At 63.8% G+C, this 21,511-nt stretch carries 21 protein-coding genes; 12 read left to right on the plus strand and 9 right to left on the minus strand.

The genetic code is table 11. From position 1 onward, the window contains the following. From cysT to ACYP01_RS17880, 3 genes are read left to right on the plus strand one after another with little or no spacing between them, the layout of a single operon-like run. Positions 1–849, plus strand: a complete 849-nt coding sequence (gene cysT, locus ACYP01_RS17870; RefSeq protein ID WP_003944556.1) for a sulfate ABC transporter permease subunit CysT — start codon at positions 1–3, stop codon at positions 847–849. Beyond that, positions 846–1,652, plus strand: a complete 807-nt coding sequence (gene cysW / locus ACYP01_RS17875) for a sulfate ABC transporter permease subunit CysW (protein ID WP_003944503.1) — start codon at positions 846–848, stop codon at positions 1,650–1,652. The genes cysT and cysW overlap by 4 nt, the downstream gene beginning before the upstream one ends. Beyond that, the gene (locus ACYP01_RS17880; protein ID WP_007731046.1) at positions 1,649–2,698 is read left to right on the plus strand and encodes a sulfate/molybdate ABC transporter ATP-binding protein; all 1,050 of its coding nucleotides are present in this window, start codon (positions 1,649–1,651) and stop codon (positions 2,696–2,698) included. The genes cysW and ACYP01_RS17880 overlap by 4 nt, the downstream gene beginning before the upstream one ends. A 125-nt stretch (positions 2,699–2,823) precedes the next feature. Here the strand turns inward: ACYP01_RS17880 and ACYP01_RS17885 are convergent, their stop codons facing one another. The 7 genes from ACYP01_RS17885 to ACYP01_RS17915 all read right to left on the minus strand — a co-directional run bounded on the left by ACYP01_RS17885 (position 2,824) and on the right by ACYP01_RS17915 (position 10,065). Further along, positions 2,824–3,720, minus strand: a complete 897-nt coding sequence (locus ACYP01_RS17885; protein WP_003944544.1) for a universal stress protein — start codon at positions 3,718–3,720, stop codon at positions 2,824–2,826. A gap of 55 nt (positions 3,721–3,775) precedes the next feature. Next, complete coding sequence (locus ACYP01_RS17890) at positions 3,776–4,552, minus strand: DUF998 domain-containing protein (protein WP_054801921.1); 777 nt, start codon at positions 4,550–4,552, stop codon at positions 3,776–3,778. Positions 4,553–4,646: 94 nt separating this feature from the next. Next, complete coding sequence (locus ACYP01_RS17895) at positions 4,647–5,402, minus strand: sirohydrochlorin chelatase (RefSeq protein ID WP_007731050.1); 756 nt, start codon at positions 5,400–5,402, stop codon at positions 4,647–4,649. A 4-nt stretch (positions 5,403–5,406) separates the two neighbouring features. Beyond that, positions 5,407–6,693 carry a sulfate adenylyltransferase subunit 1 gene (locus ACYP01_RS17900; RefSeq protein WP_020969973.1) on the minus strand — a complete coding sequence of 429 codons (1,287 nt, stop codon included), beginning with the start codon at positions 6,691–6,693 and terminating at the stop codon, positions 5,407–5,409. Next, entirely contained in the window at positions 6,693–7,628 is a 936-nt protein-coding gene (gene cysD, locus ACYP01_RS17905; RefSeq protein WP_007731054.1) for a sulfate adenylyltransferase subunit CysD, read from the minus strand. Before cysD ends, ACYP01_RS17900 begins: the two co-directional genes overlap by 1 nt. Next, on the minus strand, positions 7,625–8,338 hold the full coding sequence (locus ACYP01_RS17910; RefSeq protein WP_054831423.1) for a phosphoadenylyl-sulfate reductase: 714 nt from the start codon (positions 8,336–8,338) through the stop codon (positions 7,625–7,627). The genes cysD and ACYP01_RS17910 overlap by 4 nt, the downstream gene beginning before the upstream one ends. Then, the gene (locus tag ACYP01_RS17915) at positions 8,335–10,065 is read right to left on the minus strand and encodes a nitrite/sulfite reductase (RefSeq protein ID WP_007731056.1); all 1,731 of its coding nucleotides are present in this window, start codon (positions 10,063–10,065) and stop codon (positions 8,335–8,337) included. The genes ACYP01_RS17910 and ACYP01_RS17915 overlap by 4 nt, the downstream gene beginning before the upstream one ends. 502 nt (positions 10,066–10,567) lie before the next feature. Here ACYP01_RS17915 and hemW point away from each other — a divergent pair. Beyond that, positions 10,568–11,794, plus strand: a complete 1,227-nt coding sequence (gene hemW / locus ACYP01_RS17920) for a radical SAM family heme chaperone HemW (RefSeq protein WP_054831429.1) — start codon at positions 10,568–10,570, stop codon at positions 11,792–11,794. 35 nt (positions 11,795–11,829) lie between these two features. After that, positions 11,830–12,450: a CG0192-related protein gene (locus ACYP01_RS17925; RefSeq protein WP_459681548.1), complete on the plus strand. Its 621-nt coding sequence runs from the start codon at positions 11,830–11,832 to the stop codon at positions 12,448–12,450. A gap of 26 nt (positions 12,451–12,476) precedes the next feature. Here the strand turns inward: ACYP01_RS17925 and ACYP01_RS17930 are convergent, their stop codons facing one another. Next, entirely contained in the window at positions 12,477–12,800 is a 324-nt protein-coding gene (locus ACYP01_RS17930; RefSeq protein WP_003944521.1) for a type II toxin-antitoxin system VapB family antitoxin, read from the minus strand. A 157-nt stretch (positions 12,801–12,957) separates the two neighbouring features. On the opposite strand from ACYP01_RS17930, the gene hrcA reads away from it, so the two are divergent. The 5 genes from hrcA (at position 12,958) to ACYP01_RS17955 (ending at position 18,150) form a co-directional block, all read left to right on the plus strand. After that, positions 12,958–14,001 (plus strand): heat-inducible transcriptional repressor HrcA, encoded by a 1,044-nt coding sequence (gene hrcA / locus ACYP01_RS17935; protein WP_003944583.1) that lies wholly within the window; start codon positions 12,958–12,960, stop codon positions 13,999–14,001. Between the two features lie 80 nt (positions 14,002–14,081). Next, entirely contained in the window at positions 14,082–15,233 is a 1,152-nt protein-coding gene (gene dnaJ, locus ACYP01_RS17940; protein WP_003944460.1) for a molecular chaperone DnaJ, read from the plus strand. A gap of 2 nt (positions 15,234–15,235) precedes the next feature. After that, a complete protein-coding gene (locus tag ACYP01_RS17945) occupies positions 15,236–15,997 on the plus strand; it encodes a 16S rRNA (uracil(1498)-N(3))-methyltransferase (RefSeq protein WP_003944495.1) in 762 nt (253 codons plus the stop codon). Positions 15,998–16,120: 123 nt separating this feature from the next. Beyond that, positions 16,121–17,359, plus strand: a complete 1,239-nt coding sequence (locus tag ACYP01_RS17950) for a L,D-transpeptidase (protein WP_003944568.1) — start codon at positions 16,121–16,123, stop codon at positions 17,357–17,359. A gap of 14 nt (positions 17,360–17,373) precedes the next feature. Then, positions 17,374–18,150, plus strand: a complete 777-nt coding sequence (locus ACYP01_RS17955; RefSeq protein WP_065352637.1) for an alpha/beta hydrolase family protein — start codon at positions 17,374–17,376, stop codon at positions 18,148–18,150. On the opposite strand, the gene ACYP01_RS17960 is transcribed toward ACYP01_RS17955, so the two are convergent. Then, positions 18,142–19,746: an MFS transporter gene (locus ACYP01_RS17960; protein WP_065352636.1), complete on the minus strand. Its 1,605-nt coding sequence runs from the start codon at positions 19,744–19,746 to the stop codon at positions 18,142–18,144. The two genes, ACYP01_RS17955 and ACYP01_RS17960, sit on opposite strands and share 9 nt — an antisense overlap. Before the next feature lie 128 nt (positions 19,747–19,874). Here ACYP01_RS17960 and ACYP01_RS17965 point away from each other — a divergent pair, with 128 nt between their 5' ends. Further along, a complete protein-coding gene (locus ACYP01_RS17965; protein WP_007731067.1) occupies positions 19,875–20,570 on the plus strand; it encodes a TetR/AcrR family transcriptional regulator in 696 nt (231 codons plus the stop codon). Positions 20,571–20,682: 112 nt separating this feature from the next. Continuing rightward, positions 20,683–21,511, plus strand: an 829-nt coding sequence (locus ACYP01_RS17970; RefSeq protein WP_459681554.1) for a PhoH family protein, incomplete at its 3' end; no start/stop codon positions are given.

A 21,511-nucleotide genomic window follows, 5' to 3' on the forward strand; every position in this document is an offset into this window, starting at 1 on the left:
GTGACTGACACTATTGACCCCACCCCCGTGGCTCGTCGGCGAAAACTCGCGCGGGTCACGGGGAGTGTGGGGCCGCTCGGAATCGGAGTGGCCACTCTGTGGCTCTCCGTGATCGTTCTGCTTCCGCTCGCCGCGTTGACCGCCACCGCGTTCGACGAGGGGATCTCCGGATTCTGGGACGCCATCACCGCACCCGTCGCCTTGGCGTCGTTGCGCGTGACGTTGTTGGTCTCGGTGATCGTGGCACTGATCAACGTCGTGATGGGCACGATCATCGCATGGGTGCTGGTCCGGGACGACTTCCCGGGCAAGCGCATCGTCAACTCGATGATCGATCTGCCGTTCGCGCTACCGACCATCGTGGCATCGATCGTGCTGCTGTCCCTCTACGGCCCGCAGTCACCGATCGACATCCATCTCAATGCAACCCAGCCCGGACTGATCGTGGCATTGGCCTTCGTGACCTTGCCGTTCGTCGTCCGTTCCGTGCAGCCGGTGCTGATGGAGGTCGACCGCGAAGTCGAGGAAGCCGCTGCGTCGTTGGGAGCTTCCAACTGGACGATCTTTCGCTCGGTTGTTCTCCCGACGTTGGCGCCTGCCGTCATCTCCGGTGCGGGCCTCGCGTTCGCCAGAGCGATCGGTGAATACGGCTCGGTCGTTCTGATCGGCGGCAACATCCCACGCGTGACACAGATGACGTCGCAGTACATTCAGCAGCAGATCGAGATCGATCGTCCGACCAACGCCGCTGCCGTCTCGGTAGCGTTGCTGGCCATCGCATTCGTGACGCTGTTCGTCCTGCGAATCTTCGCCTCGCGGGGACAGCGACGTGAGGAGAGTTCCCGATGAACGTGTCCAGAGGATCGAAGATCGGTCTACGGACCATCGCTCTCGTCTACCTGTTCGTGTTGTTGGTCGTGCCGATCGGTGTGATCCTGACTCGAACGTTCGAGAACGGAATCGGCCCGTTTCTCGAATCGATCACGACACCGGCAGCGATCTCCGCGCTGAATCTTTCGCTGATCATCGTGGCGATCGTGGTCCCGATCAACGTCGTGTTCGGTGTGGTCACCGCACTCGCTCTTGTCCGTGGTCGGTTCCCGGGCCGCGGAGTTCTGCAGTCGGTGGTCGACCTGCCCTTCGCAGTCTCGCCCGTCGTCGTCGGTGTGTCCTTGATTCTTCTGTGGGGTGCCAACGGTTGGTTCGGCGGAATCGAATCGTTGGGGTTCAAGGTCATCTTCGGGTTGCCAGGCATGGTGATCGCGACGATTTTCGTGACGCTGCCCTTCGTCGTCCGGGAAGTCGAACCCGTACTTCACGAGATCGGCGACGAGCAGGAACAAGCAGCCGCGACGCTCGGTGCCTCGGGCTGGCAGACGTTCTGGCGGATCACCTTGCCCGCGATCCGTTGGGGCTTGACATACGGAATCGTGTTGACGGTGGCGCGTTCGCTCGGTGAATTCGGCGCAGTCATCATGGTCTCTTCCGGCTTCCCGGGGGTATCCCAGACACTGACGTTGCTGGTGCACTCGCGATACATCGACGACCACAACACCTTTGGTGCGTATTCGGCGGCAACGCTGCTGATGGGCATCGCCATCATTGTCCTGTTGCTGATGACGCTGCTGGACCGTAAGAGGAGCACCACATGATCACAGTGACCGGGGCCCGCAAGAACTACGGTGATTTCGCGGCGCTCGACGACGTGACGGTCAACATTCCCTCGGGTTCGTTGACGGCATTGCTCGGGCCCAGTGGCTCGGGAAAGTCGACGTTGCTGCGTTCGATCGCAGGGCTCGAAGAACTCGATTCGGGAACCATCACCATCGCAGGCAAGGACGTCACCGGCGTGTCGCCGCAGAAGCGTGACATCGGTTTCGTGTTCCAGCACTACGCAGCGTTCAAGCACATGACGGTGCGAGACAACGTGGCGTTCGGGCTCAAGATCCGCAAGCGCCCGAAGCCGGAGATCGAGAAGAAGGTCAACGAACTACTGGGGATCGTCGGCCTCGACGGCTTTCAGCATCGGTACCCCGCGCAGCTGTCCGGTGGTCAACGCCAGCGCATGGCGTTGGCGCGCGCTCTGGCGGTGGATCCGCAGGTGCTCCTGCTCGACGAGCCCTTCGGCGCCCTCGACGCGAAGGTCCGTGCCGACCTGCGCACGTGGTTGCGTCGCCTGCATGACGAGGTGCACGTCACCACCGTCCTGGTCACACACGACCAGGAAGAGGCTCTCGACGTCGCCGACCGCATCGCGGTGCTGAACAAGGGGCGGATCGAGCAGATCGGTGAACCTGCCGACCTGTACGACCGCCCGTCCAACGACTTCGTGATGTCCTTCCTCGGATCCGTCGCGAAGCTCAACGGGCAGTTGGTCCGTCCGCATGACATCCGTCTCGGCCGCGATCCGAGCATGGCTCTCGCGCAGGAATCCGGAACGGCCGAGTCGCTCGGCGTCACACGCGCAACCGTCGAGCGCGTCGTGTACCTCGGCTTCGAGGTTCGAGTGGACCTGCGCAACGAGGCAACCGGCGAGCTCTTCTCGGCTCAGGTCACGCGCGGTGACAGTGCAGCGCTGCACCTCGAGGCGGGGGAGACGGTATACGCGCGTGCTACCCGGGTGCCGGATCTGCCGGAGACCCCGGTGTCGACGCCGGTGCAGGAGCCGGTCACGGTGAGCGTGGTCGGCCAGGTATGACCCGCTCGCCCTGTTTGACCTGTTGTACCCCCACTCCTGTTTGAGCGAACGGCACTTTCGGCCTCCTGATGGCGCCGAAAGTGCCGTTCGCTCAGAGTTGGGGGCCGGGCAACAGCGAGACGAGTTCAGCCCTCTCGGCAGACGAGGACCGGGCATTGGGCGTGGTGGATGAGGCTCTGACTGGTCGAACCGACTATCGACGCCATGAACGGGCTGCGGCCGTGGCTACCGACGACTACGAGTTGGGCTTCCGCCGAGTGCTCGAGCAGTGCCTTCATCGGTCCGCTGCGCTGGACACTGCGGGTGACCTCGACATCGGGGTACTTCTCCGTCCAGCCGGCGAGGCACTCGGACAGCAGTGCATGCTCATGCTGCTCGTACGGACCCCAGTCGACGAAGCGCCTGGCTTCGGAATACCCGCCCAGCGAGGCGTGCTCGTTCCACGTGTGGACCGCAACCAAAGGTGCGCCGAGGAACGCGGCAAATTCGAAGGCATGCGCGACGGCGAGTTCGCTGAGCTTGCTCCCGTCGACGCCGACGACGATGGGCCTGGTGTCGGCCATCGCGTGATCACCCGTACCGCGGAATACGGCCACGGGACAGTGCGCGCGGTTGACCACCCGAATGGTGTCGGATCCGAGAAACACGGACTGCATTTCGCTGGTGCCGGCCTGACCCAGTGCAACGATGCGAGCCGACTTCGAGAGTTCGACGAGTGTGGTTGCGGGAGTACCGGTCACGAGGCCACGTTCGACGGTGACGTCGGTGTGATCATCGCGGATGGCGTCCTCGGCCTCGTCGAGCAGTTTTGCACCCTCGACGCGAAGGTGGTGGTCGAACATCTCTTCGTCGGTGACATTGGTACCGCCACCGGACTCGGGTTGTCCTGGCAGCACGTGGGTCAGGCGAAGTGGTTCGTCGAATCTCTTTGCAGCCGAAGCTGCCCACCTCGCGGCGTTGACCGCGCTTGCCGAGCCGTCGATACCGGCCACGATTCCGTGTCGAACAGATGCACTGGTCATGGAAGTCTCCTCGCGTCGCCTCCTTACCAGTGTGTCCCTGCTCACCCCCGGTTCGCTACAAACCGGTCAGCTCCCGTGGTGCGAGAACGTCGGTAGGCACAGCCGCGCGAGATCGACGCGGGCGCAACGACAACAGAGCGGTGATGAATCCGTTACCGGGCAGTGTCAGTTCCACGTTCTTCAACACGGTTCGGCGCATCAACGCGAGCAGGGCTGCGACGCCGGTGACGGCCATCCACATAGGCAGCGGGTACAGCGTCAGGCGTTCACCGAGGCCGAAAGTGAGGGTTCGTCCGAGAAGCAGTACGGCGCCGACGATTCCGGTAGCCGCGCACAGCCCCGACCACACTGCGATCCATTTGCTGTGCTTCCAGAATTGAATTGCCATGAGGACGAGAACGGCATGACGTGCGACGAAGCCGGGAAGTACGGCGGTCCAATGAACGAAGGTCCCGTCGTTCGCCGGGAAGAGGCCGGTGGCCGCGGTGCTCAATGCAACGACGACGGCAAGACCGAGAATCCACTTCTTCGCACGACCGTCCGGAATGTACTTGTGCAGCAAGGCCGCACCGAGGATGGTGAGCGCACCGAGGATCATGAAGGCCGCGTTCATCACGTCGTGCATCGGCGAACACGAATCCACGCTGCATGTCGTCACGCCCAGTGAACTGATGGAGTCGCGCGCGAAGCTGTACGGCGTCTTCCATGCTCCGGCTGTGAAGATTTCGACAAGCAGGTAGAGCACCGACAGGACCCATGCTATGCCGGCTGTGCCGAGGCGAAGATTGTGAGTGATGGTGTTCCCTCTCGCGGCGCTCTGAGGGGATTGCACCCAAAGATCTGTTTCGCAGGCGAAGGAGGTACCTTCGCGAGCTGGACAGATCCAACACTACGGTAACAATCTGATAACGGCCTGTGAAACCGGATCAGGCGGAGCGGACCAGACGGTCGGGTAGTGCATCAGCGACTTGTCGGTAACGGTCGATCATCGTTTCGATCAGTAGAGAGTGCCCACCGATCGTGTCGGCGAAACGCGCGCGCGGACATGCAGTTGCTGCGGCAGCGCTGAGTCGATCGGTCAGTAGGCCGGGAGCCAAGAACCACGGTGCGACGACAACACGTTCGGCGCCGTCCTGCTCGAGTGCGGAGATCGCCTGGGCAACTGTCGGTTCCGCGGATGTCGCGAAACAGATTCGAACGCCCGACCAGTTGGTTCCGCCGAGGAGAGTGGACGCCAATTCTGCGGTCGCGGCATTGGCGCGCGCGTCGGACGAGCCGACTGCCGCAAGAGCGACACCGACCGACGGATCGTCCGGCCGGGCACCCGCTTCGAGAATTCGCTCGCGTACTGCCTCGATCAGCCGAGCATCGCGACCCAGTACGTCTGCTTGGAACACGGTCAACTGGGGGTGGCGTGTCGCGGCAGCGGCCAAGAGTCCGGGCAGATCTACCCGGGCGTGGAAGGCATTGCCCAGCAGCATCGGAACAACAACGGCGTGAGTGTGGCCGTCGTGTGCAACCCCGTCCAGGACCTGATCGATGGACGGTGCATTGAGGTCGAGAAACGCCAGCCGGACATCGAGGTCTGGCCGGACTTCACGAAGAGCTGCCACAGCAGCCGCGATCACCCGAGCAGAACGGGGGTCACGGCTGCCGTGCGCAACAGCGATGAGCGGAACCATCGACTTAGACGCGCTCGCCCAATTCGACAGCGGAAATGACGTCGCCCACCAGGCCGGCTGCGAGAGTGTTTCCACCAGCGGGATCGATCAGCAGGAAGCTGCCGGTGTGGCGGTTGACGGCGTAGTCGTCAGCCACGATCGGCTCGGCCACCCGGATGGAGATCTTGCCGATCTCGTTGAGCTCGAGAGTGTCCGGGCCCTGATCCGTGGTGAGGTCCTGCTCGTTGAATCGCTCCACCAAGCTGCCCACGATGGCCTGCGTCGTTCGCGTGCCGTGCTTGAGCAGCAAGCGTGCACCGGGGCGCAGCGACTTCTCGGCCAGCCAGCAGACAGTGGCGTCGAATTCGCCGATCGGCTCGGGTGCGTCGGACGGCGATGCGATGGTGTCGCCGCGAGAGACGTCGACGTCGTCGGCCAGGATCAGCGTGACGCTGCGTCCGGCGTGGGCGACGTCCAGTTCGCCGTCGGCCGTGTCGATACGTGTGACGGTGGTGCGCGTACCTGAGGGCAGGATCACCACTTCGTCGCCGGGCACGACGGAACCGGCAGCGACCTGACCGGCGTAGCCGCGGTAGTCGAGGAACTCTGCGGTGCGGGGGCGGATCACGTACTGCACCGGGAAGCGCAGACCGACGCGATGCGGCTCGGCGTCGACCGGGATCGACTCGAGGTGCTCGATCAGTGTGGGGCCGGTGTAGTACGGGGTCTTGTCGGAGCGGATGGCGACGTTGTCACCGTGCAGTGCCGACACCGGGATCTCGACGACGTCTTCGCTTGCCCAGCCAAGTGAGCTGGTGAGTTCGTTGAACTCGGCGGAGATCGAGGTGAAGACCTCTTCGGGGTTCTCGACGAGGTCGATCTTGTTCACGGCGAGAACGAGCTTCGGGACACCGAGCAACGCGAGAACCGCTGCGTGCCTGCGAGTCTGCGCGATGACGCCCTTGCGAGCATCGACCAGCAGGATCACGAGCTGAGCCGTCGAGGCACCGGAGACAGTGTTGCGGGTGTACTGCACGTGGCCCGGTGTATCGGCGAGCACGAAGGTGCGCTTGGGGGTCGCGAAGTAGCGGTACGCCACGTCGATGGTGATGCCCTGCTCACGCTCGGCGCGCAGTCCGTCCACCAGGAGCGAGAGGTCAGGGGTGTCGAGACCGCGGTCTACCGACGCACGGGTCACGGCGTCGATCTGGTCGGCGAGAACGGATTTCGTGTCGTACAACAGACGGCCCACGAGGGTGGACTTTCCGTCGTCGACGCTGCCGGCAGTTGCCAGTCTGAGCAGATCGCTCATCAGAAGTAGCCCTCTCGCTTGCGGTCTTCCATGGCCGCTTCGGAAACTCGGTCGTCGCCACGGGTCGCGCCGCGCTCGGTCAAACGTGAAGCCGCAACCTCGGCCAGGATGGCCTCGTTGTCAGCGGCATCGGAGAGGACTGCGCCGGTGGTCGAACCGTCGCCGACGGTGCGGTAACGCACCGAAAGGGTCTGCAGCTCTTCGCCGTCAGCCGGCCCACCCCAGACTCCGGGGGTCATCCACATGCCGTCGCGCTGGTACACCGGACGCTGGTGGGCGTAGTAGATGCTGGCGAGTTCGACGTTGTCGCGGGCGATGTAACGCCAGATGTCCAGTTCGGTGAAGTTGCTGAGCGGGAAGACGCGCACCTGCTCGCCGGGGGAGTGGCGACCGTTGTACAGGTTCCACAGTTCCGGGCGCTGCTTCTTGGGGTCCCACTGGCCGAAAGCGTTGCGCAGCGAGAAGATCCGCTCCTTGGCGCGTGCCCGCTCCTCGTCGCGGCGAGCGCCACCGAAGACGGCGTCGAAGCGGTTCTCGGAGATCGCGTCCAGCAACGGCACGGTCTGCAGAGGATTGCGGATACCGTCGGGGCGCTCGGTGAGGCGGCCGTCCGCGATGTACTCCTCGACGCTGGCCACGTGCAGGCGCAGGTTGTACTTGGCCACCACGTGGTCGCGGAAGTCGAGGACTTCCTGCAGGTTGTGGCCGGTGTCGACATGCAGCAGGGTGAACGGCAACGGCGCAGGCCAGAAGGCCTTGATCGCCAGGTGCAGCAGCACGGTGGAGTCCTTACCGCCCGAGAAGAGAATGACCGGGCGTTCGAATTCGCCGGCCACCTCTCGGAAGATGTGGATCGCTTCGGACTCGAGGGCGTCGAGAGTATCGAACTGTGTGCCGTCGAGCTGAGGCCGTGAAGGTGTCAAGTCAACTGTCATGATGCGTGCAACCCGCATTCTGTCTTGGAGGCACCGGCCCAACGACCGCTACGCGGATCGCTGCCGGGGGCTGGCTTGCTGGTGCAGGGTGCGCAGCCGATGGACGGATATCCCTCGTCGACAAGGGGATTGACGAGGATGGAATTGGTGTCGATGTAGTTCTGCATCTCCTCGTCCGACCAGGGAGCGATCGGGTTGATCTTCACGAGTCCGAAGGCTTCGTCGAAGGAGATCAGGGGAGCGTTGGCGCGGGTGGGCGCTTCGACGCGGCGGATGCCGGTCACCCACGCGCTGTACCCGGACAGTGTCTGCTTGAGCGGCGCGACTTTGCGTAGTGCGCAGCAGCGGTTGGGATCACGGGCGAACAGATCCTTGCCCTCGGCGACATCCTGCTCGGCGACGCTTGCCAGCGCACGAGCGTTGATGACGTTGACGCCGTACACCTGCTCGACCGCGTCACGCGTGCCGATGGTTTCGGGGAAGTGGTAGCCGGTGTCGAGGAAGAGTACGTCGACGCCCGGATGAACTTGTGCGGCAAGGTGAACCAGCACTCCATCCTGCATGTTCGACGCCACGATGTACGAGTCACCGAACGTGTCCTCGGTCCACTGCAACAGTTCCTGCGCGCCGGCTCCGTCGAGTTCTACTGCACCGCGCTCGGCGATGGCCCGAAGCTCGTCGGCAGTTGCTCGCGAAATGTCCACTGTCATCGCAAATCTCCTTCGTCTGCGCGCACTGCCCATTCGGCGAACCGTTCACCTTCGTTGCGGTTCTTGACGAACTGACGTACGACGCGGTCGATGTAGTCACCCATCTCGACGCTGGTGACCTTGTGCTGGCGCAGCTTGCGTCCGAAGGCGCTGTCGAATCCGAGGCTGCCTCCCAGGTGAACCTGGAAACCCTCGACTTGATTCCCCTCACCGTCGTCGACGAGCTGGCCCTTGAAGCCGATGTCGGCGATCTGCGAGCGAGCGCAGGAGTTGGGGCAACCGTTGATGTTGATGGTGATCGGCACGTCGAGCTGGCTGTTGATGTCGGCGAGACGCTGTTCGAGTTCGGGCACGAGCACCTGCGAACGCTTGCGGGTCTCGGCGAACGAGAGCTTGCAGAACTCGATGCCGGAGCAGGCCATCAGGTTCTTGCGCCAGTGTGACGGTCGGGCGGGAAGGCCCAGCGCGTCGAGATCGGCGATGAGCGGCTCGAGCGTCTCGTCGGCGACGTCGAGGATGATCAGCTTCTGGTACGGAGTGAAGCGGATCCGGTCGCTGCCGGCCTTCTCCGCGGCGTCGGCGACCTGAGCCAGGATGTCTCCCGAGACGCGGCCGGCGATCGGAGCGAAACCGACTGCGTTGTGGCCGTTGCGGGTCTTCTGGATGCCGACGTGATCGATCGGGCGCTTGGGCTTCTCGGGCGCGGGGCCGTCGATGAGCGGGCGCTCGAGGTACTCGGTCTCGAGAACCTCGCGGAACTTCTCGATACCCCAGTCCTTGACGAGGAACTTGAGCCTGGCCTTCGCGCGCAGACGGCGGTAGCCGTAGTCACGGAAGATCGAGACGACACCCTCCCAGACATCGGGGACCTCGTCGAGCGGAATCCAGGCGCCGACGCGCTGCGCCAGCATCGGGTTGGTGGACAGTCCGCCGCCGACCCAGAGGTCGAGGCCCGGGCCGTGCTCGGGGTGGTTCACGCCGATGAAGGCGATGTCGTTGATCTCGTGAACCACGTCCTGCTGGCCGGAGATGGCGGTCTTGAACTTGCGCGGCAGGTTGGAGTACTTGGGGTCGCCGATGTAGCGGCGCACGATCTCGTCGATCGCCGGGGTGGGATCGAGGACCTCGTCGAGCGATTCGCCGGCCAGGGGAGAACCGAGGACGACGCGGGGGCAGTCACCGCACGCTTCGGTGGTCTTGAGTCCGACGGCTTCGAGGCGCTTCCAGATCTCCGGAACGTTCTCGACCTCGATCCAGTGGAACTGGACGTTTTCGCGGTCGGACAGGTCGGCGGTGTTCCGGCCGAATTCCTTCGAGATGCCGGCGATGGTGCGCAGCTGCTCGACGTTGAGAGCGCCGGCGTCGCAACGCACGCGCATCATGAAGTACTTGGCCTCGAGCAGGTCGATGTTCTCGTCGCCGGTGAAGGTGCCGTCGTAGCCTTCTTCGCGCTGGGTGTAGAGACCCCACCAGCGGAAGCGGCCGCGAAGGTCGCCCTTGTCGATGCTGTCGAATCCCTGCTTGGAGTAGATGTTCTCGATGCGGGCCCGAACGTTGAGCGGGTTGTCGTCCTTCTTGGCCTGCTCGTTGGCGTTGAGCGGCTCGCGGTAACCGAGGGCCCACTGACCTTCGGCGCGACGCTTGGCGGGACGCGCAGCGCGTGCAGGCCGGGCTTCGGCAGCTGCTGCCGAATCGGCGGGTGTGGCGGCGTCGGTGGTCGACGTCATCGATGAACTCCTGGATCTGGGCGGTTGATCGGCACGCGGCACGCACTATCGATGAACTGTGGCGGTGTCTGATCGGGACGCACCGGTCCGTGTCGGAAATCGAGGGGGCTGTCCTCGGTCTCGGAAAGCTCGCGGCCGGCAGGTGTGCTCACGAAAACGAACAGCTGGAGAAGCTGCGTCCCTGAAAAGGCATGTCTCTGCAGAGAGTGTTTCGGTGAAGCAGATGGAGATGAGCGGGAAAGGCTGGAAGATCAGTGAAAGATCAACAGCTACACAGGTGCAGACACGACGAGCTGCACACACGCTTGAAGTCGACATGGCGACGCGCCACAAGTCGCACTCCGAGTCCGGTCATGCGGACCATTGTGCCACGTCAACTCGATAATTCCGACTCGGGCGCATATTTCCACGAAAAACGGGGGAAATATCGAGTTCAAGCCGTACGCCGACCTGCATCGCAGGCTGAATAGGTGTGCGTTCCGGATGCTGGGACACTGGAGGCGTGAATGCCACCAGCACGACTCCCACTCGACAGAGCGAGGCGACGCCCTTCGCCTTGCCCGCGCGATCGCTCGAGGGTGTCGGGAAACGGCCGTTCGGGATCTACATCCACGTCCCGTTCTGTGCCACCAGGTGTGGGTACTGCGATTTCAACACCTACACGGCCGGAGAGCTCGGAACTTCCGCCTCGCCGCAATCGTGGTTGGAAGGTCTGCGGCGCGAACTCGATCTCGCGGCCGAGATGACGGGCGCCCCGGCGGCGGAGACCGTGTTCGTGGGCGGTGGAACGCCGTCGCTGCTCGGTGGTGACGGATTGGCCGACGTGCTGTCGGCGGTGCGGAGCAGCTTCGGCCTGGCGTCCGGCGCCGAAGTGACCACGGAATCGAACCCCGAATCGACGTCGCCGGAGTTCTTCGGTGCTCTCCGCAGCGCTGGATTCACCCGAATTTCCCTCGGCATGCAGTCGGCCGCCCAGCACGTTCTGAAGATCCTCGACCGCACGCACACCCCCGGTCGCGCCGTCGCTGCCGCGAAAGAGGCTCGCGCAGCTGGTTTTTCGCACGTGAATCTCGATTTGATCTATGGAACCCCGGGGGAGCGCGATCAAGACCTGGACGCCTCACTCGATGCGGTCCTCTCCGCCGATGTCGATCACGTCTCGGCCTACGCGTTGATCGTCGAGGACGGCACCGCCATGGCTCGCAAGGTCAGGCGCGGCGAGCTGCCCGCCCCGGACGACGACGTGCTGGCCTCGCGGTACGAACGAATCGATTCACGCCTGTCCGAGGCAGGCTTGCGGTGGTACGAGGTCTCCAACTGGGCAAAGGCGGAAACCGCGGACTCCGGTGACACCCGGTGCCGTCACAACCTCGGCTACTGGGACGGCGGTGACTGGTGGGGTGCCGGTCCGGGCGCGCACAGCCACGTCGGCGGAGTGCGGTGGTGGAACGTCAAGCACCCGGCGCGGTACGCGGAACAGTTGGCGCTCGGCGAACTTCCCGTCGGCGGCAGCGAAGAACTGACCGCCGAGGACGAACACATGGAGCGCGTCATGCTGACCGCACGGTTGCGTACGGGACTTCCGTTGTCGGAACTGTCTGCATCCGAACGTCTTTCGGCCGAACAGGTGGTAGTCGACGGGTTGGCCGTGATCGAGAACGATCACGTGGTTCTCACCGACCGTGGTCGCCTGCTCGCCGATGCGGTGATTCGCACGATCCTGACCTGACGCGCAACCATCCTTCGCCGCGTAATGTGGCCGTGGTGGCCATCATTCATCGTGCGCAGCTGAATCCGTCCAAGAACGACCTGCTCCAAGCGTGGGTGCCCAAGCAGCCGTGGCTCGGGTCGGTCGACTGTTCGACGCTCGAACGCGTCGACGCCTATCGTTTCGACGACCCGGACGGCGAGGTCGGAATCGAGACGCACCTGATGCGCTCTGCCGACGGTCGAATTCTTCAGGTCCCGCTCACTTATCGTGGTGCTCCGCTGGACGGGGCGGAGACCGCGCTGATCGCGACCATGGATCATTCGGTACTCGGCGAACGGTGGGTGTACGACGCATGCTGTGATCCGGTCTACGTCAGCGCGGTGGCGACCGCGATTCTGACGGGTGGGGCCGGAGTCGAACTGGTCTTCGCGGACACCGCCGATCACATCCCCGTGACGGCTCACGTAGTAGGCAGCGGTACGGCCCGCGCTTCCGTACCGGCAGTCGAATTCGTGACCTGCTCGACAGTCGGCACCGACACGACCATCAGCGCGGGAGATCTGGAATTGACCGTGGTGAGAGTGATCGACGCAGATCGAGTGTCAGGCGCGGCAACGCTCACCGGAACCTGGCCGGGGCAGGCGAATCCCGCACTGCTCGCGTTCGTCGGTTGAGTCTCGGTACCCGAGTCGCGTGAGCGTCAGCGGACTCCCTCGATGACACCGGGCATCGCGTCGAAGTCGAAGACACGCGCGTGCAGCACGACGCGGTTTCGCAGGGCCGAACGAACCGCTCGGTGCAGACCGTCCTCGAGGTAGAGAGTGCCGCGCCACTGCACTGCGTGCGGGAACAGATCGCCGTAGAAGGTCGAGTCCTCCGACAGCAGGCGATCGAGTTCGAGGACCTTCGTGGTGGTCACGATCTCGTCGAGTCGAACCTGACGTGGAGGGAACTTCGACCAGTCGCGTAGAGACAGTCCGTGATCGGGATACGGTTTGCCGTCCATCACGCCTTTGAAGATCATGTGCCGCCTTGTCCATGGTTGTGCGATCGACCTTTCGCCGATCTCACTCCACAGTAAGGGCAACAGCCGTCTCTGGCGCTCGGGCGATTAGACTGCCAGTGGAAACCGATGTGTAAATGTCGGTGTTCGTTCTTTTCAGGAAACGGAGGTGGCAACGATGTCGAGTACCGACGACAGGCGTTTCGAGGTCTTACGTGCAATCGTGGCCGATTACGTCTCCACCCAGGACCCGGTGGGATCCAAGGCACTGGTCGAGCGTCACAACCTCGGAGTGTCAAGCGCCACTGTGCGCAACGACATGGCATTCCTCGAGGCCGAGGGCTACATCGCCCAACCGCACACCAGTTCCGGCCGCGTCCCCACCGACAAGGGATACCGCGAATTCGTCGATCGCATCGCCGACGTCAAGCCCATGTCCGGGCCCGAGCGTCGAGCGATCCTCGAGTTCTTGGAGTCGGGTGTCGACCTCGACGACGTTCTGCGCCGCGGTGTGCGACTGCTCGCGCAACTGACCCGTCAGGTCGCGGTTGTCCAGTACCCGTCGCTGTCCGCGTCGTCGGTTCGCCACCTCGAGGTGGTCGCTTTGACGCCGGCGCGCCTGCTTCTCGTTCTCATCACCGATTCCGGCCGCGTCGATCAGCGAATCGTCGAACTCGGAGACGTCCTCGAAGACGAAGACCTTTCCCGGTTGCGCACGCTTCTCGGCGGAGCACTGGAAGGCAAGCGCCTGGCCGCCGCGTCGATTGCCGTGGCGGAACTGGCCGACGAGTCTCCGGCCGACCTTCGCGACGCCGTGATCCGCTCGGCAACGGTGCTGGTCGAGACCCTGGTCGAACATCCGGAAGATCGCCTCGTTCTGGGCGGAACCTCGAATCTCACGCGCAACGCCGCCGATTTCTCCGGTCTGGCCGGCTTCCCCGGTTCGCTGCGCGCAGTGCTCGAAGCACTGGAAGAGCAGGTAGTGGTCCTCAAACTGCTCGCTGCGACGCAGAACTCCGGCACGGTCACCGTTCAGATCGGTGAAGAGACGCAGGTCGAACAGATGCGCGGAACCTCCGTGATTTCGACTGGCTACGGCGCGGCCGGTACCGTTTTCGGTGGTGTCGGTGTGCTCGGACCCACTCGGATGGACTATCCGGGAACAATTGCATCGGTTGCCGCCGTTGCCAGATACATCGGCGAAGTTCTCTCCGAGCGATGACGGACGTCGACATTCGTCGGCACGCCTCCTCGCGAGGACTGAGGAAAACCTAGAAGTAAGAGAAGGACGAGAGACTCAACGTGGCACGGGATTACTACGGATTGCTCGGCGTCGACAAGAACGCGACAGACCAGGAGCTCAAGCGCGCTTACCGCAAGCTGGCACGCGAACTGCACCCGGACGTCAACCCTGACGAGGCGGCGCAGGCCAAGTTCAAGGAGATCTCGACGGCCTACGAGGTCCTGACCGACCCGGAGAAGCGTCGCATCGTCGATCTCGGCGGAGACCCACTCGAGTCCGGTGGTGGCGGCGGTGGTGGCTTCGGCGGCGGCTTCGGTGGCGGTGGCCTCGGCGACGTCTTCGAAGCATTCTTCGGCGGCGGTGGCGGCGCAGGTCGTGGGCCGCGCGGTCGCGTTCAGCCCGGAGCCGACTCGTTGCTTCGCACCAAGCTGACCCTCGCAGAATGTGCGACGGGAGTCAGCAAGCACGTGACCGTCGAGACGGCCATTCTGTGCGACAGCTGCACCGGAGCCGGAACCAACGGCGACTCCAAGCCTGTCCGCTGTGAGACCTGCAACGGTGCCGGCGAAGTTCAGTCCATCCAGCGCTCGTTCCTCGGTCAGGTCATGACCTCGCGTCCCTGCCCGACGTGCCGCGGTGCCGGTGAGACCATCCCGGATCCCTGCCACAAGTGTGGCGGCGACGGCCGAGTTCGGGCCAAGCGTGACATCACCGTGAAGGTTCCCGCGGGTGTCGCCGGTGGCATGCGTATCCGTTTGACCGCGCAGGGTGAAGTGGGCCCAGGCGGCGGACACCCCGGCGACCTCTACGTCGAGATCGTCGAGCAGCAGCACGACGTCTTCGTTCGAGACGGTGAAGACCTGCACTGCACGATCCGCGTTCCGATGGTCGACGCAGCGCTCGGTACGACTGTCACCGTCGACACCATCATCGACGGCCCCAAGGAAATCACCATCGAGCCAGGCACCCAGCCCGGACACGTTGCTGTTCTTCGCGGTCATGGCATGCCGAAACTGCGGTCGGGAGTGCGCGGCGACGTGCACGCTCACCTCGAGGTGGTCATCCCGAGCCGTCTCGATCACAAGCAGTCCAAGCTGCTCAAGGAATTCAAGCTGCTCCGCGATCGTGACGAGGCCGAGGTTGTCTCGACGGCCTCGCAGAACAGCGGTGGATTGTTCTCGCGTCTTCGCGAAGCATTCAGCGGCCGCTGACGGTGGCCGCAACGGTCTTCTTTCTCGACCCGGTTCCCGGCGTCGGTGAAATCGCAGTTCTGGACGGACAGGAGGGTCGCCACGCGGCCACTGTCCGCCGGATCGGCGTCGGTGAGCGATTGGTGTTGGCCGACGGCCGTGGCCGGGTGGCCGACGCCGAGGTGACGAGCGTCGGCAAGGACCGCCTGGAACTGTTGGTCAGTGACGTTCAGGTTCTCGAGCAGCCCAAGCCGTTGGTGACCCTCGTTCAGGCACTTCCCAAGGCCGAGCGTTCCGAGTTGGCCGTCGAACTGGCGACCGAGGCGGGGATCGACGCGGTGATCCCGTGGCAGTCCTTGCGTTGTGTCGCCAAGTGGGAGGGCCCCAAGCTCGCCAAGGGCGTCGCACGCTGGCGAAGTGCGGCAGTGTCTGCGGCAAAGCAGTCCAGACGCGCGTTCGTCCCGGAAATTGCGGAACTGCACAAGACGCCGGCGGTGATCGCGTTGGTTCGTGACGCCGTTGCCCGTGGCGCTGTGGTTGCGGTGCTTCACGAATCGGCGACGACGCCGTTGGCCGGTTTGCCGCTGGCGAGCGCGGACGAGGTATTTCTGGTTGTCGGTCCCGAAGGTGGGCTCGACGATTCGGAGATCAGCGCGTTGTCGGAGGCCGGGGCCACTCCGGTGCTTCTCGGCCCGACGGTCCTGCGCACGTCGACCGCCGGGGCTGTTGCTCTGGGCGCGATCGGAGTGCTGACCGATCGCTGGGGACCACGGCCACTGCACTGATCTTGTTGTGATCCCGAGCTGAATCGGATCCGGCGCTCAGCGAAGTGTCAGATTTGCGCACTATCGTAAGGACGTCGGGGGTCGCCTTCGGCGTGAGTTGGTTCGGGGATTTCAGGAGGCCAGATGTTGTCACGTGCGCATATGCGAATCGTTGGAGCGGTGTGTGCCGCGGCGGCGTTGATGCTCGTCGCGGGGTGCACGGTCTCCACCGGAGACAACACGGGTTCCTCCAGCAGCGCAGTCACCACTACCCCGACCAGCGAGGCTCTAGTCACCGTCACCCCGGCGGACGGCGGAACTCCGGTGAGTCCACTCGACCCCATCGAGGTCCAGGTCGCGAAGGGAACACTGACGACCGTCGCGCTGACCAATCCCGAGGGTAAGGAAGTCGCCGGTATCACCACGCCGGACAAGACGTCCTGGAAACCGAGCGAACCACTCGGATACGGCAAGACCTACAAGTTGGTCGTCGACGCCGTCGACGCGAATGGTGTTGCCACGACCAAGAACACGACGCTGACCACCGTCGCGCCGAGTAACCAGACCCGGGCGTACATCAACACCACCGGTGGCGCCTCGATATCGGACGGTGGCACGTACGGTGTCGGCACCGTCGTCGCCGTTCATTTCGACGAGTTGATCGGTGACAAGGCCGCGGCCGAGAAGTCTCTGCTGGTCACAACCAATCCGCCCGTACAGGGTTCGTGGTACTGGGTCGACGGTCAGAACGTTCACTGGCGACCGCAGAACTACTACGCACCAGGCACGACGGTCTCGGTGAACGCGAACATCTACGGCAAGCAACTCGGCAACGGACTGTACGGCCAGCAGGACGACACCGTGTCCTTCAAGATCGGCGACTCCCACGTCTCGGTCGCCGACGACAACACCAAGATGGTGACCGTCTACGAAAACGGTCAGGTGATCAAGGAAATGCCGACCTCGATGGGAATGGGCGGCACCGAGACGATCGGCGGCACGACGCTCTCGTTCTGGACCCAGCCCGGCACGTACACCGTGATGGACAAGGCCAACCCCGTCATCATGGATTCGTCGACCTACGGTCTGCCGATCAACTCGCGCCTCGGCTACAAGGAATCCATCAACTGGGCCACCCGCATCAGCACCGACGGTATCTATCTTCACGAGTTGGAGAGCACCGTCTGGGCGCAGGGAAACACCGACACCTCGCACGGTTGCCTCAATCTCAGTGCGGCCAATGCCAAATGGTTCTTCGATTTCTCGCAGCCGGGAGATGTCGTCGAGATCAAGAACACCGGCGGCGCTCCGCTGGAGGTGTGGCAGAACGGCGACTGGACCCTTTCCTGGGCAGACTGGGCCGCAGGCAGCGCCCTCGCCTGAGATAGATTTCCTCGGTGCCTCGATTCAAGATTCCGTACGGCCGACACGAGCAGCAGTTCGGGCATCTCTACGTTCCCGACGGAGTCGCTGACGGCCCGATCCCGGTCGTCATGCAGATCCACGGCGGCTTCTGGAGCGGGCAGTACGGATTGACTCTGGGCACCGCATTTGCCGTCGAACTCGCGCGGCACGGCGTCGCGGTGTGGAACATCGAATACCGCCGTCTCGGGGCGGGCGGTGGTTGGCCGGAGATGTCCGCCGACGTGAAAACGGCGTACGACGAAATCCCCGGACTGGTTGCCGGGAAGTCCTCGGCCGAATTGGATCTGAATCAGATTCGCTTGCTCGGGCATTCGGCCGGAGGACATCTTGCAGTGTGGCTGGCGGGGGAGAAGGACACGTTCACCCGGCCTGAACGGGTCATCGCACAGGCGGCCGCACTCGATCTGGCGTCGGCAGGCGAGCGTGGACGACGGATCAGCTTCATCGAGGATCTGTTCGGCGTTCCGTTCGACGCGGACCCGGATCTGTATCGCAGTGCGTCGCCGCAGCATCGATTGCCGATCGGCGTCCCCGTTGTGTGCGTCACGGGTGCGGACGATCTGCAGGTGCCGGCCAAGGTGAGCTCCCGGTACGCGAAAGCCGCGGAAGCGGCTGGTGATCCCGTGGCACTGCGTGTGATCGAGGGCGAAGGACACGACGCGTTTCTCTCACCCTCGACCGAGTCGTGGCGGGTCTCCCGCGAGTTGGTTCTCGCCGAAGACCCGCTGGCTCCGTGCACGTCAGACTGACGCGGGGTCTACTTCCACAGGGGCCTTCTTGCCCGGCAGGATGAACGCCACGACAACTGCCCCCACGAACAGTGCAAGACCGCCCGCCCAACTGGCCGCCGAAATCGCGTCGGCGTAGGCACTGCCTGCGGCGTCGAGCAACGGCCCTGCCTGAGCTGCAGCCAACGGGTTGCCTGCCATCTCTTCGGCGACCAACGAAGCGCCGCCGACGGATTCGCCCGACACCTCCATCGCGTACGCGGCCTGTTGCGCAAGTTCGCCCGTCAACTGCGGAACCTGCATTCCATTGATGAATCCGGCAATCGAATCCTTGTAGCTCGCAGCGAGGATCGAGCCGAGGATCGCGATACCCAGCGAGCCGCCGAGTTCGATGGCGGTGTCGTTGAGGCCACCCGCAGCACCGAGATCGTCCTCGGAGAAGTTGTCCATGATGGCGTCGGTGGCCGGCGGTTCGCTGAGACCGATGCCCAGGCCGAGCAGGATCAGTGGGACTGCGAACATCCAGTAGCCCGAATCGCCGTCGACCTGCGTGAGAATCAGAACGCCGATCGCGGCGACCACCATGCCGCCGACGATGGATGCCCGGACGCCGATCAGCGGAGTGATCCGCCCACTGACAACGGCGCCGATCGAAACGGCAATTGCCAAGGGCAGCAGACGAACACCGGTTTCGAGTGCGCCGTAGCCGAGGATGAACTGGAACTGCTGTGAGATGAAGTAGATGGCGCCGAAGGCGGCCAGGAACAGCAGAAGTACGGCGAGCGTCGCGCCGCCGACCATGCGCTGGCCGAGCTTACGGACGTCGAGCAGTGGCTGCGGGTGACGCAGTTCCCAGACGACGAACGAGACGAGGCCGATCGCAGCGAGTACGGCGGCACCGATGGGTCCGCCGGTCCACCCGAAGTGGAATCCGTTGATGATCGAGTACACGAGCGAGCCAATGGTGACCACCGAGAGTGCGCCGCCGATCCAGTCGATCCGGCCCAGGTGCTCGGCCTTGCTCGGCGGCACCAGAAATACGGCGGCGACGGCAGCGACTGCGGCGATCGGGACGTTGATCAGGAAAGTGATGCTCCAGGAATGACTGTCGAGAATCCATCCGGCCAACAGCGGACCGAGTGCAATCGCGAGACCCGATGTCGCCGCCCACGCCGCGATGGCGCGTGATCGCTCCGCTTTGGGAAAGGTAGCGACCAGAAGCGAAAGCGTCGCGGGCATGATGATCGCGGCGCCGACGCCCATGATCATTCGTGCCGCGATGACGGCGTTGGTGGTGTCCGCGATGCTGCCGAAGACGGCGCCGCCGGCGAACACGGCCAGTCCGGCGAGAAGTGCGCCGCGGCGACTGTACTTGTCACCGATCACGCCGAACAGCAGCATCAATGCGGCGTAGGGAACGGTGTAGCCGTCGATGACCCATTGAAGTTGCGTGCTGGTGAGGCCGAGGTCTCTGGTCATGTCCGGCGCCGCGACGATCAGCGCGGTATTCGCCATCACGACGATCAGCAGACTCAGGCACAACACCCCGAGCGCGGCCCACCGCCGTGAGTACGGCTGGTCCATCTCCGAGACAGGTTTGCTCATGAGTGTCGTCATGACGCGACTCCGTTCCTGATGATCGAAGACACTCCTCGATCTATTTGCACACTGATGTGTAAGTTAATAACTTGCACACCGATGTGCAACTATGATTGACCTAGATCACAGTTGGGCAGTCGAAAGAGGTGGAACGCGCGTTGACGCATTCGGGCACAGTCGTTTCGGGAACTGCCGAATCGGGCGGACGGCAGCGTCGTAGTCAGGCCGCGGCCAATCGCAATCGCATCATCGAGGCGGCGATCACGGCGTTCGCTGCTGATCCGGATGCGAGCATGGACGACGTCGCAAAGGCCGCCGGTGTGGTCAGGCGAACCGTGTACGCGCACTTCGACAGCCGAGAGGCGCTGATCAACGGCATCGTGGACGAGGCGTCGACCGATCTCGTAGCTGCGCTGAGCCAAGCCGGCGAGCCGCCCGAGCGCCCGGATCTGGCGACTGCCGTACTGGCATTGCTGTCATGGCCGGTCGGTGATCGCTTCCGGATGCTGCTCAGCTTTGCTCGCAAAGAGTTGGGGGAGCAGCGGATTCTCGATCTGATGGAGCCCGCGCGTGCCGTGAGTATCAGCGTCGTCGAGCGCGGTCAGCGTGACGGAACCTTCTCGAAATACCTGCCGGCCGAGACTCTGGTAGCGATGACCGAGGCGATCACGATCACTTTGTTCGATCAGGCCAACAGTGGGCTCATCACGGACTCGGGCGAATCCTTTGCCGCCGTGTGCCTGGTCATCGCGGGTATCAGTCCGGACAGAAGCTCCGAGATCGTCGCCGAAGCGTCGGAGTGGATCCGCGAATCGCTGCCGTCCGGTCGCCGCGAGGATTAGGCCGGGACGATTAACAAGTGGGCCGTGTCCGACTCTGGCGCTAGACTTCGAAGTATCGAGGCTCACGAGTCGAGTGGGCTGATCGGACCAGAAAGCAGGCCATATTCACCACGTGAGTGAACACAGTGAACTCGACGGGAACCGTGTAACCACCATCACCGAGCGCGCTCTGCCCGCAGAGCGCACCGTCCGTTCGAGTATGGATCTGGCGCCGGAGACCGTGCGTCAAGTCCTGGGGGCGACGGACGAGAATCTCACCGCGATCGAACGTGAGCTTCGTGCCGACATTCATGTACGTGGCGGAACCATCTCCTTGTCGGGGACGGCTGCAGACGTGGCGCTGGCAGAACGTGTGTTCAGTGAATTGGCGTCGCTGGCCGGTCGAGGGCAGCCCATTGCCCCGGACGCTGTTCGACGAACCATCGGCATGCTCACCAACGAGGTCGGCGAGTCTCCGGCCGAGGTGCTCTCCCTCGACATTCTTTCGCGTCGGGGCAAGACGATTCGGCCGAAGACCCTCAACCAGAAACGCTACGTCGACGCCATCGACGAGAACACCATCGTGTTCGGAGTCGGCCCGGCCGGTACCGGCAAGACCTACCTCGCCATGGCCAAGGCCGTTCAGGCGTTGCAGGCCAAGCAGGTCTCTCGGATCATCTTGACCAGGCCGGCAGTCGAGGCCGGGGAGCGACTGGGCTTTCTGCCCGGCACGCTGCACGAGAAGATCGATCCGTATCTCCGCCCGCTGCACGACGCATTGCACGACATGATGGATCCCGAGGCGATTCCGAAGTTGATGCAGGCCGGAGTCATCGAGGTCGCTCCGCTCGCCTACATGCGTGGCCGGACGCTCAACGACGCCTTCATCATCTTGGACGAAGCGCAGAACACCACGGCCGAGCAGATGAAGATGTTCCTGACCCGCCTCGGGTTCGGTTCCA

The organism is Rhodococcus sp. no. 34 (assembly GCF_054589475.1).